This is a genomic window from Vampirovibrio chlorellavorus (assembly GCF_003149375.1).
GTDB lineage: Bacteria > Cyanobacteriota > Vampirovibrionia > Vampirovibrionales > Vampirovibrionaceae > Vampirovibrio > Vampirovibrio chlorellavorus_B.
Window position 1 is genome coordinate 242544 of the sequence record NZ_QFWH01000004.1, and the last position, 16119, is coordinate 258662.

General features: G+C 55.3%; 11 protein-coding genes. 8 read left to right on the forward strand and 3 right to left on the reverse strand.

All coding sequences use genetic code 11. The annotated features are described in order from the left end of the window. Positions 1–61: 61 nt before the first annotated feature. Positions 62–1876, reverse strand: a complete 1815-nt coding sequence (locus DF283_RS07290; protein ID WP_303674077.1) for a tetratricopeptide repeat protein — start codon at positions 1874–1876, stop codon at positions 62–64. A gap of 165 nt (positions 1877–2041) precedes the next feature. Here DF283_RS07290 and leuS point away from each other — a divergent pair, with 165 nt between their 5' ends. Beyond that, positions 2042–4549, forward strand: a complete 2508-nt coding sequence (gene leuS / locus DF283_RS07295; RefSeq protein WP_303674079.1) for a leucine--tRNA ligase — start codon at positions 2042–2044, stop codon at positions 4547–4549. A 310-nt stretch (positions 4550–4859) separates the two neighbouring features. Then, positions 4860–5819, forward strand: coding sequence for a 16S rRNA (cytosine(1402)-N(4))-methyltransferase RsmH (gene rsmH / locus DF283_RS07300; protein WP_303674080.1), 960 nt, complete (start codon positions 4860–4862; stop codon positions 5817–5819). A gap of 18 nt (positions 5820–5837) precedes the next feature. Here the strand turns inward: rsmH and DF283_RS07305 are convergent, their stop codons facing one another. Beyond that, entirely contained in the window at positions 5838–7289 is a 1452-nt protein-coding gene (locus DF283_RS07305) for an esterase/lipase family protein (protein WP_303674081.1), read from the reverse strand. 252 nt (positions 7290–7541) lie between these two features. After that, a complete protein-coding gene (locus DF283_RS07310) occupies positions 7542–8915 on the reverse strand; it encodes an MFS transporter (RefSeq protein ID WP_303674082.1) in 1374 nt (457 codons plus the stop codon). 497 nt (positions 8916–9412) lie between these two features. On the opposite strand from DF283_RS07310, the gene glgP reads away from it, so the two are divergent. From glgP to folK, 6 genes are all read left to right on the forward strand, one after another. Then, positions 9413–11029 (forward strand): alpha-glucan family phosphorylase, encoded by a 1617-nt coding sequence (gene glgP / locus DF283_RS07315; protein WP_303674083.1) that lies wholly within the window; start codon positions 9413–9415, stop codon positions 11027–11029. 77 nt (positions 11030–11106) lie between these two features. Then, entirely contained in the window at positions 11107–11781 is a 675-nt protein-coding gene (gene ftsE / locus DF283_RS07320) for a cell division ATP-binding protein FtsE (RefSeq protein ID WP_303674084.1), read from the forward strand. Positions 11782–11798: 17 nt separating this feature from the next. Then, entirely contained in the window at positions 11799–12674 is an 876-nt protein-coding gene (locus DF283_RS07325; protein WP_303674085.1) for a cell division protein FtsX, read from the forward strand. Between the two features lie 283 nt (positions 12675–12957). Then, on the forward strand, positions 12958–13794 hold the full coding sequence (locus DF283_RS07330) for a flavodoxin domain-containing protein (RefSeq protein ID WP_303674086.1): 837 nt from the start codon (positions 12958–12960) through the stop codon (positions 13792–13794). A gap of 223 nt (positions 13795–14017) precedes the next feature. Next, the gene (gene miaB, locus DF283_RS07335) at positions 14018–15421 is read left to right on the forward strand and encodes a tRNA (N6-isopentenyl adenosine(37)-C2)-methylthiotransferase MiaB (RefSeq protein ID WP_303674087.1); all 1404 of its coding nucleotides are present in this window, start codon (positions 14018–14020) and stop codon (positions 15419–15421) included. 66 nt (positions 15422–15487) lie between these two features. Beyond that, on the forward strand, positions 15488–16042 hold the full coding sequence (gene folK / locus DF283_RS07340; protein ID WP_303674088.1) for a 2-amino-4-hydroxy-6-hydroxymethyldihydropteridine diphosphokinase: 555 nt from the start codon (positions 15488–15490) through the stop codon (positions 16040–16042). Positions 16043–16119 lie beyond the last annotated feature (77 nt).

Sequence of the window (16119 nt, forward strand, 5' to 3'; positions counted from 1 at the left end):
CGGATATTCCTGTCATTCCCGCGAAGGCGGGAATCCATGCTACGGCTGGCCTTTTCTGCCTTCAGCGGATATTCAAAATAATATTGGGCGGGCGGTTGTAGAGTTCCCGTAAGGTGGTTAAGTCCCTTACCGTGGGCGTTTGAGCCACATCGGAGCGCAATTCCGGATAAAGCAGATCCCCTGCTCTCGAACTGCTTCCCTTCAGGCCCAATGCGTGTCCAAATTCTTTAGCGGCCATGTTTTGAATCAGTAACTGAGCGGCTTCTGGATTCAGCGTCTTGGTGGGACTCAACCCCAGCGCGATTTTGGACTCATCCTGTAAAATGGCCAGCTTGCGATACTGCTGGTACTGCAACCCGGCGGCCGCCGCTTGGGGCACCAGCGAGAAATAACCCGGCGTAAAGGCGGAGGCCATTTGCACCACGGTGAGTAAAGGACTGCGCTTGGGGGGGGAGTAATGTTTGTACACATCCGGCACCTTCTCCGGGTCGGCAAAGCGATCGGTGTAGGCCTCCGTCCAGTTCACAATAATATCGGCGGCTTGCGGGTTCTTGATTTCCAAAAACTGCACGTAACCGTCCGTCCGCTCTTTCCAGATTTCAAAGCCCTTCAGGGCGGCGGCTTTGTACTCGGCCTTATAAAGCGTGCTGGCTGTGCTGTCCTTGGCGGGCTCCTCAAAGTAAACCCGCAGGGGAAAGCGTCCCCAGCGAACCACTTTGCCATCGGTCACCTTGAAAATCTCGTCCAGATAACTGTTTTCCGGATCGCTGGCCGGGGCCTGAATGAGGTTGGGATCGACCGCCGTGCCCGATTGCAGGGCATCGCTGCTGCCCATCAGGGCGGTATAGACGGTCTTGGTACGAACGGCCAGCGGGCCGGTCTGGTTTTGGCCCAGTACCTGTTGTTCCAGGGTTTCCAGTCGTTGATTCAGGGTGGCTTTGTCTGGCGGGGTGATTTGCAATTGCCCTTCCATGTCCCGGATCATCTCGTTCACCGAGAGTTTGGCGATACTGGCGGGTGCTTTGCTTTTGGCCTCGTTTGGGCTGCTGGCAAAGCCAACGGGCTTCCCCGAACTGGCCGTATTTTGCCCAGCGGCCAGCAAGCGGTTGGCCACCTGCTGAATTTGCGGAGAGTTGTCCACGGCCAGGGCTTTGTCCACCCAGCTTTTTCGGTTGGGCAGATCGTTTTTACCCTGCCCTAGGTATACATTGGCCAGCGATTGCTTGACCGCCTTGTTGGCCGGGTCATGGGTCAGGGCCTTTTCCAGCAGGGGAATGGCCTCGGCATAACGCTCCTGAATGGCCAACTGGTAAGCCTCATCCAGATACAACCCGGCCATGGCTTTTTGAAAGGCCACTTCCTGCGGGCTGAGCGTGATGGCCTGCTCCAGCAAGGCCCGCATTTTCTGGTAATCGGCGGCGGTGGGTTGGGTGGTGCTTTCTTTCAGGGCCATGGCCTGAGCGAAATAGACACTGGCCCGGCTGGCCTGGATGCTTTGGGCCGCACTGCTGCCCGGTGTAATCAGGGCCTGGGCTTTGTTCAGGTACTGAAAGGCGGCTTCAAACTGCTGTTTTTCCTGCAGGCCCACGGCGTGGTTGGCGTAAATAACCGCCAGATTGTTGCGCAGGGTCTTATCAGTGGGGGCTAGCGGCAGGGCTTTTTCGTAGGCGGCCATGGCGCTGGGGTAATCCTGTTTGCCAGCGGCGATATTCCCCTGATTAACCAGCGCTTCCAGCGGCTCTGCAACCCATCCGGGTGTCTGCCCCACTGTAAAAGTGAATAAGCCTGCCCATAGCAATCCGGCCAAAACGGGTCGGAAGCGCAAATGGCTGAAACCGGGATGCCGGATAATGAGCTGCCTAAAACTGGGATGCAATGCGGGCTCCTTCACGGGGCTGGCGTTTGAGGGCGACCATTCGATTTTAGCAGGATTCTTGTTGGGGCAGTGTTTTTCTGGCTGGGCTTTGCGATTCGGGCTCGGCTATGAGGGTCGGTTGCCTTTGGTTATAATGGACTCAATTGAATCAATACGGATGAGATTATGGAAACCTCCACTGAGAAGTCTATTTTACAGATTGACAGCTACCAGCCGCAAGTCATTGAAGCCAAGTGGCAACGCCAATGGGACGAAACCGGCCTCTACAAGACCGATACCGAAGAATCCCATATGCCCAAGTACTATGCGCTGTCCATGTTTCCCTATCCGTCCGGGCGTCTGCACATGGGACACGTGCGCAACTACACCATCACCGATGTGATTGCCCGCTTCAAGCGTATGCACGGCTTTAACGTGCTGCATCCTATGGGCTGGGACAGCTTTGGCCTGCCCGCCGAGAACGCCGCCATCCAGAACAACATCCCGCCCGCGGATTGGACTTTTAGCAACATCGACTACATGCGTAAACAGCTCAAGCAGTTGGGGCTTGCCGTGGACTGGGATCGGGAAGTGACCACCTGCAAGGAAGATTACTACAAGTGGACCCAATGGATGTTCCTGTACCTGTATCAGCGGGGCTTGGCCTACAAAAAAGAAGCGCCGGTCAACTGGTGCGAGCAATGCCATACCGTACTGGCCAACGAGCAGGTGATTGACGGTCGTTGCTGGCGGGATGATTCGCTGGTGACAAAGAAAAAGCTGAACCAGTGGTTCTTCAAGACCACCGAATACGCCGATCGCCTGCTGAAAAATCTGGATAGTCTGAAGGGCTGGCCGGAACGGGTCTTGTTGATGCAGAAAAACTGGATTAACAAGTCCATTGGGGCCGAAGTGGAATTTGCCGTGGAAGGCCGGGATATTAAAATCCCCATTTTTACCACCCGCCCCGATACCATTTTTGGGGTCACCTACATGGTGCTGGCCCCGGAACACCCGCTGGTGGAGCTGCTGGTCAGTGAAGACTATCGGGAATCCGTGCAGCAATACATCGAAACCACCAAGCTGAAGAGCGAAATGGATCGCACCGCCACGGACAAGGAAAAAACCGGGTTGCCCTTGGGCGTGAACGCCATCAACCCCTATACGGGAGAGGCGGTTCCCATCTGGATTTCCGATTACGTGCTGGTGGAGTACGGTACTGGGGCGGTCATGGCCGTGCCTGCCCACGATGAGCGTGACTTTGTCTTTGCCCAAAAGTTCCAGTTGCCCATTCGGCGGGTCATTGAGCCGTCTGGTCAGTCAAGCCAGCCCGGTCAGCCGCTCACTGCCGCTTACACTGAGCCCGGCGTCTTGATTGAATCCGGTGAATTTACCGGGCTGGACAGCGAAACGGCCAAGGAGAAAATCACCCGATTGGCCCAGGACAAGGGCTTCGGGAAAGAAAAAATCCAGTACCGCCTCCGGGATTGGCTGGTTTCCCGGCAACGTTACTGGGGCACCCCCATTCCCATTATCTATTGCGATCATTGCGGGACGGTGCCAGTACCGGATGAGGATTTGCCGGTGCGCTTGCCCAAGGATGTCGACTTCACGGTGAAGGGCGTCTCCCCGGTGGCCACTTCGCCTTCGTTTAAAAACGCCCCCTGTCCCAAGTGCGGCAAAATGGCCAAGCGGGAAACCGATACCATGGACACCTTTGTGGATAGCTCCTGGTACTACCTGCGCTACATCGATCCGCACAATGAGACCAAGCCCTTTGAGCCACAGCTCATTCACCAGTGGATGCCGGTGGATCAGTATGTGGGTGGCATTGAGCATGCCATTTTGCACCTCATGTACAGCCGGTTCTTTATGATGGCCCTGAGTGACAGCGGCTGGACGGAGCAGGACGAGCCGTTCAAGAACCTGCTGACCCAGGGCATGGTGCTGAAAGACGGCGCCAAAATGAGCAAGTCCAAGGGCAATATTGTCGATCCCGATGCTATTTTTAAGGAATTCGGGGCCGATACAGCCCGCTTCTTCATCCTCAGCGATTCGCCACCCCAAGCGGACTTTGACTGGAAGGAATCCGCCGTGGAAGGCTGCTTCAAGTTCCTGTGCCGGGTGTGGCGTTGTGTCACCGAGCATCAGAACGCCATTAGCTTCAGCCTGCCCTTGCCCGCTTATGAGGAGATGTCCGGCGAGACCCGGGAACTGTTCCAGTGGACGAACCGCACCATTGGCGGCATTACCACCGATATTGAGACCCAGTTTCAGTTCAACACGGTCATCAGCAAAATTCGGGAATTTGTAAATTACCTGAGCAAGTTTGAGCCTGGCGAGGAGCCCAACGCGGTTTACAGCCACGCCATTGCCGCTTTGTTGAAGCTGATGGCCCCCATCACTCCGCATTTGGCCCAGGAACTGTGGGTCATCTCCGGTGGGGATGGTGCCTTGTACACCCAAAGCTGGCCCAAGTGGGACCCGGTGGCCACCCAGGCCGACACGGTGGAAATTGTGGTACAGGTGAACGGCAAGGTGCGGGATAAGTTCACCGTGGCCAGTGGTTTGCCCCAAGCAACGCTGGAAGAAATGGCCCGTGAGCGTCCCAAGGTCATTCAGCAACTGGGCAATCAGCAAGTGGTCAAGGTCATTGTGGTGCCCAACAAGCTGGTCAATCTGGTGGTCAAGTAATCCGCTTAAACTTCTTCTGACAGGAAGCAATTCGTTTGCTGAAGGCGGGCTTTCACCGCTGAAAATCCCGCTTGGGGTAACCCCGTGGGCTGGCGGCTGATCACACTGCACCACGCTCAGCACAGCGTCCACACTCAAGCGTTTCCTGCGTCTGCCGATGGGGTTGTCTAAAATATGGGCCATGCAAGCGGACTCTTTCTTTGGACTCTTTCTTTTCATTCGGTGCCGGTCTATAGTGGACGATAGCCCGTTTCAGCGCTGACCCCCATCCTGAATCCGGTGGAGTATTGTGCCTCAAGAGGTAAATGGTTTGTCTCCCCAACGTCCCCCACACATCCCGGTTTTGCTCGATTCGGTCTTGGAATGCCTGCAGCCGGAGCCGGGGAAAACTTACGTGGATGCCACGCTGGGCGCAGGCGGCCATGCGGAGGCCATACTGCAACACATTCAACCGGGCGGGCGCTTGTTCGGGATTGATCAGGACCCCAGCGCCTTAAAACTGGCCGTCGATCGCCTGTCTCCCTTTGGCAGTGCTTTCCAGCCGCTGGCCGGTAACTTTTCAGAGATTGCCAAGCTGATGCCGTCTGAGGCATTGCCCATTACCGGTGGCATTCTGGCCGATATCGGGGTGTCATCCATGCAGCTGGATCAAGCGGAACGGGGCTTCAGCTTCAATAAGCAGGCCCCGCTGGATATGCGCATGAACCCACAGGGGGCCTTAACCGCTGCCACGGTGGTCAATACTTACAGCGAAGCCGATTTGGTGCGGCTTTTCTCCGAATACGGGGAAGAGCACATGTCCAAAACCCTGGCCCGGGAGATGGTGAGCTACCGCAAGACCAGCCCGTTTGAAACCACGCTGGACTTGGCCAATTTTATTGCTGAGCAATACAAGCGGGTGGGCAAGCACGAGAAGAACCATCCGGCCACTCGGGTGTTTCAGGCTTTGCGCATTGAAGTGAACGATGAACTGGGGAGTCTGCGACGCTTTTTGGAAAGCGCGCCGTCTTTGCTGGCCCCCGGGGCGACGCTGCTGGTGATCAGTTTTCACTCGCTGGAAGATCGCATTGTGAAAGACTTTTTCAAAACCCAGAGCCGGGATTGCATTTGCCCGCCCCGCCTGCCCATTTGTCAATGCGGTCACCGGGCTACCTTCAAGCTCCCCAAAGGCAAGCTCCCCAAAGGGCAGCCTTTTGTGGCCAGCCCCGAGGAGCTGAAACTCAATCCCCGCGCTCGCAGCGCCAAGTTGCGGGTGGCCGTGCGGATTTGACAGGCGGCTTGCTGCTTGTCAGCTCATCAAATCGTAGATGATCCAGCCGAAGATGGTGCGGGGCGGCTCATTGGGATTCAACAAATCCTGAATTTCCGCTTGCCCGGTACGGGTGGTGCCATCCATCCAGTTGCGATGATCCATGCCGGCAAACAGGCGGGTGTTACTGTTTCCCTTCAGTTTTTTGAGGGTTTCCCATAATTTTTCCGTGGAAATGGCCACCCCTTGCTGGGTAGAGACGTATCGGCCCAGCCACAGGGTACTGCTAATGGGGCTGATCCCGTCGTTGAACATCATCATGGAGATTCTGGCAGGGGTTTGCGCTGTCTGGGCAGAAGCCTGACTTTCGGACGGATTTACGGCGGGTATGAGTGGGGCGGATTTGCGGTTTTTGTCCGCGATGGCCAGCATGGCGTGATTGGCAGGCGGATCGTGGACTACCTGATTGACCGTATTTACGGGGTCGGCCTTGGCGGGCGCTGCCTCGGGGAGGGGGCGCCCCGTGGCCAGCGGCAGTTTGGCAATGGTGTGGCGCACCACGGAAAACAGGACATTCCGCCGGAAGAGGTTACCCACCAGCACTTTTTCCTTTGGCGTCTGGGCGGTGTTATCCAGCTTTTCAGCGATCAGGGCAGGGTCCACTTCCAGCCCAAAGTAGCTGCCGTATGTGACGAATCGTTTTTTATTGGCCAGCGCGTAGTCCTTGCTGCTGATTGCGGTGGCGCTTTGGGCCAGTTGCTCCGCTGGAAGGGCCCCATCAAAATTATCCCAGTGGAAGTCCTCCTTGAAGCTGGGGTACAGCTTTTTGGTGATGCCATAGGCCAGCCGCTGCCCCATGCGCACCAGGGACAGGCGAGACTCTGTTTTGACCTGCCGCCGCACCCAGTCCGGGTTGGCCAGCGGCGACCCGTGAAATGGCGTGGCAATGGTAATGACTTCATCGGTGTGATGATCCAGGTAGGGATCCTGCATGGCGTTGCGGGTTAGTAAGCCGCCTTCGCTGTAAGCCAGTATCTTGATGGGTTTTTCCTGATGGCTCTCGATAAAATGCCGCAGGGTCAGCTTCAGGTTGTTGCTGATGTCTGGCACGCTACGGCTGCTATCGTAGTGGTACAGGTAGATTTTATAGCGCTTCATCAGGGCGGCGTCCCGGTTGGCCACATCCAGAAAGCGTTCCCAGTTAAATTCCGTTCCGGCGGAGGCCCCAATCCCGTGGATTAAAATGAGGGGGGTTCGATTCCCCAGTGGGGAGGTGTCATAGGCATTCAGGCCGCTGCGAACCTCTTTCTGAAGTACCTGGGCGTTTACCTGTGCCTCTTGCAGCTTAATACCAGCCCCAGTCGGTTGATAAGTCCGTTGGGCTGCGGCCTGCGGCGGCGCAACCAGACCGGTCAATAGCGCTCCCAGGCACAGCAGGGACAGGCAGCAGTGAACAGCGGCGCGTTTACGCCTTAAAACATAACAATCCAAGCGAAAAACACCTATCGTTTCTGGAGGAACCTGACAAAAACCGGTCGCAGGAAACGGAGAGAGACCCTCACTCAATGAATCTGTCAACCAAATCCGTTTGTTCTCTAAGTATAGTCGAGATTTTACGACGTCGCCCCGGTTAAATAACCGAGGTATTAAGATTATATTAAGATATCTGTCGTCGAAATTCAAGTATTTTTGTATAAAACAATCATTTAGATCCCGCGTTTGGGTTTCTCCCGGGGAATACTCTTATTCCAACAGGGGTTTTCCCTTGGTCTCAGCGCCAAATAGGGCCGCTCCCACCGAGGCCAGATAGGCCAGGGCGAATAAAAAGGCGGCCACGCCATAATCGGAGAGGGAGGCGTTTCCAAACCAGTGGGCCCCCAGCTGCTGCTTGCTGATGAGTTGAATGAGATCCCCCACGTAGAACACGGCGATGGCCGTGGTCAACCGGCCCACATTCAGGCAAAAACCGGTGGCGGAGGCCCGGATGAGCGTGGGAAACAGCTCTGGCAAGTAAATGTACATGGCCGCCTGAATCAGGCCGATGAAGTAGCCCAGCAAGGCCGTTTGCCAGTAAATGGCCGATGAGAAGCTGGTATTGGTCAAAAACAGTAAGCCAGAGGCCAGCAGGCAGCCCAGCGAGGACAGAATAATGGTGCTGCGTCGGCCCAGCCAGTCGCAGAACAGGCCCGCCATACTGCATCCCACCACAGCGGCGACGCCCTGGTACATGGTCACAATGCCCCGCTCCGCGCCGGTACCGCTGGTTTGTAGCAAGTCCTGCACCCACAGGGGAATCCAGGCCAGGGAAGCCCAATACCCCACCAGCAGCCCACCGAAGGCCAGTCCCCCGACAAGCAGGCTTTGGGCATGGGCAGGCTGGAACAGGGCCTGCCAGTGGGAGGCGGGTTTTTCCGCTTGCAGGCTGCGCTCTTTTGCCTCCAGCCACCGATCCGATTCTTTCAGGGAGGTTCTGAGGAAAATGACCAACAGGGCGGGCAAGGCCCCAATCCAGAAGGTGGTTCGCCAGTCCTGAAAAAGGGTGTTGATGGAGCCTGCGATAAAAACTCCCGCCTGATAGGAGGTGATAAGCACCCCAATGGCAATGGCTCTGGAGCGGGCGGGCCAGACTTCGGTTAAAAACGTGGAGATACTGACCAGCTCACCACCAATGCCCAGGCCGGTCAGAAAACGGCAGACGGCCAGTTGTTCCCAGTTTTGGGCGAATCCGGCTAGCCCTGTAAATAGGGCGTATAGCAAAATGGAAAAGACCATGGAGCGCACCCGGCCCAGTTTGTCTCCAATCACCCCGAACAAAATGCCTCCGGCCATCCAGCCCAACAGAAAGATGCTGGTGACGTAGGAAGCAATAGGGCCAATGACGGATTTGTCCGTGCTGCCGGTCAACTCCCCAATGGCGGTGGGCATGGCCACGGACATCAGGGTGGAGTCCATCCCGTCGAAGATGCCGCCCAGCCAGCACCCTACAAATACCAGCCAGTGATACCGGCTAATGCCCTCCAGCCAACCGGGTTGATCCTTTTGGGGGGACGACTCCGGGGCGGGCTCTAATGATGAGGATGCTTGCGGGTTATTTTGCGGGTTTTCCGTATGGTTCACTTCCGGTGCCTTTCTCCATCAGGGCCTTGATAACGGGCCCGGCCAACGCTTTTTGTAAAAGGGAATCAATCAGTTCCTTGGGCCAGTTTTTGGCGGTAAGGGCTGACCGACTGAGGATAGTGCAATTGTTTTGGCCCAGTCAATGCAATGAACAGGCCGGTTCGCCTGCGGAAGCGCCGCGCCTGCCTGCCTGATTTTGGGGTGTCTTTTTCACACTTCCGTACCGGGAACCTCTGGCACTTGCCAGAACCCTGTTTTTCGATCATATTGTTTGCCAAGGAAATGTCTAGCCTGAATGAGCCCCTTGCCACTTCGTTGCAATTACTGAATCGTAATAGCTGAATTGTAATAAGATAAAAGAGGCGCCCTTTTCATTGCCGTGTTCTTGCGCTTGAGACACTGTGTGATCAATCCCCTCTTTCCACGGCGCGGGCCTGCATTTCTGAATTTGTGCCATAGTGTTAATTCGTCAGTCAAAATTGGAGCGTTAGTCACCGATGCCCTTACCGAAAGTAGCCTATTTTTCGATGGAGATTGCCATTGATCAGTCTTTACGTACCTATTCGGGGGGCTTAGGGTTTCTGTCCGGAAGCCATATGCGTTCCGCCGGGCATTTGAATTTGCCCATGGTGGGTGTGGGCGTTCTTTGGGCTGAAGGCTATGGCGATCAGCAAGTGGGCGCCGATGGTAACGTGGAAATCGTCTACGTAAAGCGTCAGTACCCTTTCCTGAAAGACACCGGTATTGTGGTGGAAGTGGAAATTTACGGCCAGCCGGTCAAAATCAAGGGATTGCTGCTGGAGCCTGAAACATTCGGCACGGTGCCCATTTACTTCTTAACCACCGATCTCCCCGAAAATACCCCGGAACATCGTAGCTGGACCGATAAGCTATACGATGGCGACGAGCGCATCCGGGTGGCCCAGGAGATCATTCTGGGGATTGGCGGCTTGCGGGTGCTGAAGGCTGCCAAGGAAAACTGTGATCTCATTCACCTGAACGAAGGTCACGCCTTGCCCGCCGTATTTGAATTGCTGGAAGACTTCAACGGCGACCTGGAGCGGGTGCGGCACTCCACCGTATTCACCACCCACACCCCGGTGGCCGCTGGCAACGAAACCCATAACGTCCACTTGCTGGCCGAAGCGGGCTTCTTTGGCAAAATGCCGGTGCAGGAAGCCATCCGTCTGGGCGGAGAAGACTTTTCCCTGACTGTCGCGGCCCTGCGCATGAGCCGCCTGGCCAATGGGGTTTCCCAGCTGCATGGGCTGGTGGCCAACAACATGTGGCACTGGGTAGACAATCGTTGCCCCATTATCGCCATTACCAACGCCACCAACCTGCAATACTGGCAAGATCCCCGCTTCCTGAATGTGGAAGATCCCGATTGCCTGTTGGACATCAAGCGGGAAATGAAGGTTGAGCTGTTTGATTACATTAAGCAAACCACGGGTAAGCAATTCGATCCCGATGTGCTGACCGTGGTCTGGGCCCGTCGCTTTACCGAATACAAGCGTCCGGCCCTGATTTTGCAGGATTTGGAGCGCATTAGAAAGCTGTTCAACGAAAAGAAAATCCAGCTGATCTACGCCGGTAAGTTTCACCCGAAAGATACCACGGGTCGTCAAATCTTCAACGAAGTGCTGGCCCTGTCCCGTGAGATTCCTGAAATTGCCGTCCTCACCGGCCCCGGCTACGAGCTGGAGCTCAGCGGTTTGCTCAAACGGGGCGCCGATGTGTGGTTGAACACGCCGGTTCGTCCTCTGGAAGCCTCCGGTACTTCCGGTATGTCCGCCAACATGAATGGGGCCATTCACTTCTCCATTTACGATGGCTGGGCCGTGGAAGGGACCTTTGACAATATCAACGGGTACCTGATTCACGAGAAAAATGGCGACGCCATGGAGTACCTGAATGTGGAAGATCGCCACCAGCAGGATTACGAAATCATGATGCGCATTCTGGAGAACGAGATTATCCCTACGTACTACAACAACAAAAAGCAGTGGGCCAATCTCATGATTCACGCCATCCGCACGTCCCAAAGCTACTTCGACTCGGATCGTATGGCCATCGAGTATTTTGTGCGCCTGTACAAATCCATTGAGATTTAAGCCCCGCTTCTTTGGCGGTAAACAGGATATAATAAAACTTGATCCTTCTTGCGTTGTTGCCGGGAAGCCATTGAAGCATGATTAAATTTATCAACACCACCAAGCGTTACGGCAATACTTATGCGCTGAACGACGTGAGTTTTGAGATCGAAATGGGCGAATTCGTCTTTTTCGTGGGATCTTCCGGTGCCGGTAAATCCAGTATTATGAAGCTGATTTACCGGGAGGAAATCGCCACCTCTGGCACTGTTCTGGTGGGTCGGGTGGATATTTCAAGACTCAAGCCGGATCAGGTGCCCAAGCTGCGTCGTCGCATGGGCATTGTGTTTCAGGATTTCAAATTGCTGCCCGGCCAGACGGTGTTCGATAATGTGGCTTACGTACTGAGGGCCTTGGGCGTGGGCCCTACGGAAATCCGCAAGCGTGTGCTGGGCGCTTTAAAAGTGGTGGGCCTGATCGACAAGGTGGACGCCTTCGTCGAGGAATTATCCGGTGGGGAGCAGCAGCGGGTGGGCATCGCCCGAGCCATCGTGAACGGCCCCTCTCTGGTGATTGCCGATGAACCCACTGGAAATCTGGACCCCACCAACTCCATGGAGATTATGAACCTGTTGGAGCAGATCAATCAGCGCGGCACTACCATCCTGATTTCTACGCACAACCACCAAATCGTCAACCAAATGCGCAAACGGGTGATTACCATGCAAAATGGGGAATTGATTCGCGATGTGCATGAGGGCGTCTACGAATAATTGTTGAAGGAGCGTCGATGAGCTCTCATTTCATGGACAATATGGCCACCGAAATCCGCATTACCACCCGGATTTTGCAGGAAACCTGGGGTGGCATGACCCGTACCGGCTGGATGAACCTGATTATTATTGTGACCATGGCCTCCATCCTCAGCATTTTTGGCACGTTGTCCGTTTTTGTGCTGGAAACCCAACTGTTTGTTGAAAATATCGGCTCGGCCCTCAAAATTTCCGTCTACGCCAAGGACAACGTGGATGTCACCGACGTTCAGGCTGAAATCATCGCGTTGTCCACGGTGAAAAGCGTGGAACTGGTGACCAAGGAAGAGGCCTGGGATGATATGAAAAAGAATTACCAGGTGCCGGACATTCAAAACCCCCTGCCCAACACCTTCCACGTGCAGGTGAAAGATCAGGAGCAGATTAAGCCCACGGTAGCCAAGCTCAAAACGCTGGACGGGGTAGAGGAAGTGAACTACGCCAAAAGCGTTCTGGATAAGCTGCAAGGGGTGTCTCGCTTAACGTCAGCGGTGGGACTGGCCGTTAGCATCTTTTTGGGGACGCTGACCTTTTTTATTATCAGCAATACCATCCATTTGCTGATTGAGGCCCGTGGCCGGGAAATCGAGATTATGCGCATGATGGGCGTGGGCAACTGGTACATTCGGTTGCCGTTTTTGCTGCAAGGCGCATTTTATGGCCTGGTGGGCGCTTCCATCGCCCTGGTGCCGTTGATGGCCGTCAATCACTACATCTCTTTGCTGTTTAACTACTTCCAGTTTTCCACCAGCAATTACAGTTCCGGGGTGGTCACGCTGGTATTATTCCTGATGGGCGTGATCGTGGGCAGTGGCGGTGCTGCCGCGTCCACCCGCAAGTACCTGAGAATCTGAAACGTGTGCCGTTGCCGCCACGGGGTGAAAGGCTTGCTGAAACCGGAATGATGACTTATGATTTTTGCGGATCACCCGATTCAAACAACAGTCGCATGGCCGTTTGGGGTGATTCTGAAAAGGCACTCCGCCGTGTCGAAAGCCGGGTGTGACCCGCCTGTACCTTTGTTTAAACTTCCCTCCCCCAGTTGTGGCAAATAGGATAAAAGTCAGTCAGTACGGATCAGACGCAGTTTCGCATATCGCAGTTTTTAATGTAGCCAATCAGCAGGATGAATTTGTAATGAGTACGCCCAAATCTCACGAACAAAACGCAAACACCCCCACAGAGGCTGGACAGTCCGGTTTGGCTTTCTGGTATCTTCAGTACTGGCCTGCGATCTTGGTGGGTGTCCTGCTCAGCATGGCCATTATGGGCATGGGTAGCCCTCAGATTCCTGCTTTCCTCATCTGGTTGCCCCCCTTTGTGGCACTGGTGTTATTGCTGATCGCCATCGTTTCTGCCCCGCGTGCAAAAAAACCTCAGGAAACCCCTTGGGAAAAGCGGGAGCGGGAAGCAGCCGAGCGCCTGCAATCAACTGTGGCGCCTCAGGAATCCGCTCAGACCCCCGTGGCTGCTGAAGCGGCAGCCCCGGTGGAAGCAGTGGCCGAAGCAGCGCCCGCCGCTGAAATGGTGGCTGGCGATGTGGATGTGCTGGTGCTGTGGGGTTCTGAGACCGGAACGGCCCAAGGCTTGGCCGAGATGACCGAAAACCGCCTGAAAGAGGCCGGTAAAACCGCACGGGCGGTCAGTATGGCCCAAGTCAAGCTGGAACAACTGCCCGGCTTTAACAAGGTACTCATCTTGACCAGCACCTGGGGCGATGGTGAGCCGCCGTCCAACGGGATCGATCTGTGGGAAGCCTGCCAGAAGAAGACCGTGGATATGAGCAAAACCGGATTCAGCGTGCTGGCGCTGGGCGACACCGCTTATCCCGAATTTTGCAAATGCGGCAAGGACTTTGATGGTTTCCTGGAAAAAATGGGGGCCAAGCGCATCTATCCCCGAGTGGATTGCGATTTGAACTACGAAGCCAATTACGAGAAGTGGTTCACCGGGGTGCAACAAGCGCTGGGTTAAACGGACTCTTTTTTCATTGTTATGCAAGCGGCTCCTGATACTTCGGGAGTCGTTTTTGCTTGGCCCCGGTTTTTTTACAGCGGATTCTTTGAGCCCAAGGGTTCTGCTTGAGGGTGAACTTTGTTTTTGTTATGGTTTACTACGTGTTGCACACTCAAGTTGACTTGCTTAAAACTAAACCAAAGTAAATCAGGATCTAAAGAAGGTTGGCTAGAAACGTCTGATGACTACCACTGCTCCCCCCCGCAAGGTGTACCTGGAAACGCTGGGCTGCCAGATGAACTTCAACGATTCTGAAGTGATGCTGGGCTTGCTGAAAACCGAGGGCTTCGAGCGGGTAGAGAATCGGGAGCAGGCCGATTTGCTGATTGTGAACACCTGCCAAATTCGGGGCTCGGCTGAAGACAAGGCTTTTAGCTATCTGGGGGCATGGGGCAAGCTGAAGGCCAGGAACCCACGTATTAAAATCGCCATGGCCGGCTGTGTTTCTCAACAGAACAAGGAAACCATTTTCAAGCGGGCCCCTTACGTGGACATCGTTTTCGGTACCCAGAACATTCATGAGCTGCCCGAACTGGTTCGCAAGGCGTTTAACGGGGAAAACAACATTCTGGCTGTGGATCGTCAAAAGCCCCGCAGCACTTACGATTACATTAACGATGTGGCGCCTGTGCGGGAGAGTGACATTTCCGCCTGGGTCACCATCATTGAAGGCTGCGACTATTTCTGCACCTACTGCGTGGTGCCCTACACCCGGGGCCGTCAAATCAGCCGTTCCCCGGAATCCATTATCCGGGAAGTGCTGAACCTGGCCGCCCATGGCTTTAAGGAAATCACCCTGCTGGGCCAAACCGTAGATTCTTACGGCAAGGACTTTGAGGATCGTCAATACGGACTGGCCGAATTGCTGGAAGAGCTGAGCGAGATTGCGGGCATTGAACGTATTCGCTTTATGACCTCTCACCCGCTGGATTTGAATGACCGCATTATTCAGGCCGTGGCCGATCTGCCCAAGGTCATGGAGTACATCCATATCCCCATGCAGGCCGGTGATGACGAGATTCTGGCCCGCATGAAGCGAGGCTATACCGCTCAGCAGTACTACGATTTGGTACATAAAATTTACGATAAGGTGCCCAACGTGGCCGTCAGTGGCGATTATATCGTGGGTTTTCCCGGCGAGACCGAGGCCCAGTTTCAGCGCACTGTGGAATCCGTGGCCTTATCGGGCATTCATAACGCCAACACCGCCGCTTATTCACCTCGCAAGCAAACGCCTGCGGCCATTTGGGAAGCCCGTGGGGAAGAAATCCCTGAGGCGGTCAAAGAGGAGCGCTTGCAGATCCTGATTGCGGCCATTCGGGAGCAATCGTTCAAGATGAATCGCCCTTACCTCAACCAGACCGTGGAAATCCTGGTGGAAGGCAAGAGCAAGCGCAACCCCAGCCGACTGACGGGTCGCACCCGCACCAACAAGGTGGTGAATTTCGACACGCCGCTCAGCGAAGACGCTCTGGTGGGCCAGTTGGTGTCCGTGAAAATTACGGAAGCCTTGCCCTTCTCCCTATTGGGCGAAATGGTGGGCCCCGATCCGCTGCACGTTCCAGATGGCATGCAAACGGTCTAAAAGCGCGCAATCCCACAGTGAACAAAAGATCATGACACCACAAGAGAGGCAAGAGGAGACAGAGGCGTGAAGCAGACGGCGCGGGCGTATGTGGCCTTGGGCAGCAATATGGGAGAACGGGCGGCGCAGGTGCGGCAAGCCTTGGGGCTTTTGCAGGCTCACAGCGCCATACGGTTGCGGCAAATTTCCCGCTTTTTTGAGACCGAGCCGGTGGGTATTCGAGAAGCCCGAGACCCTCAGTGGTTCGTGAACGCCGTGGTGGGCATTGATACCGAATTTACCCCTGAGGAGCTGCTGAACGTGTGCCTGTCCATTGAACGCCGTCTGGGCCGCAAACGGGACTTAGAGGCCCCGGTGGAGCCGGGTGTTTACACTTCTCGGACCATGGATATCGACATTCTGTTTTACGAGGACCGGGTCATTGACGAGCCCAGCCTGACGGTGCCTCATCCCCGCATGCATCAGCGCAGTTTTACCTTGCTCCCCATGCTGGATATCGCTCCCCAGTGGCTGCATCCGGTTTTGGGTCAGACCATGCAAGAACTTTACCAGCAATTGGATCACACCCAGAGCGAACCCGGGCCCACCGATCAGCCTGCCTTGACCGCCGCGACCGTTTGAGTCCTCTATATTTTTTCGCTCCACTCCACTCCACTCCACTCCACTCCCTGTCTTACTATTTGTCATTCCCGCGCAGG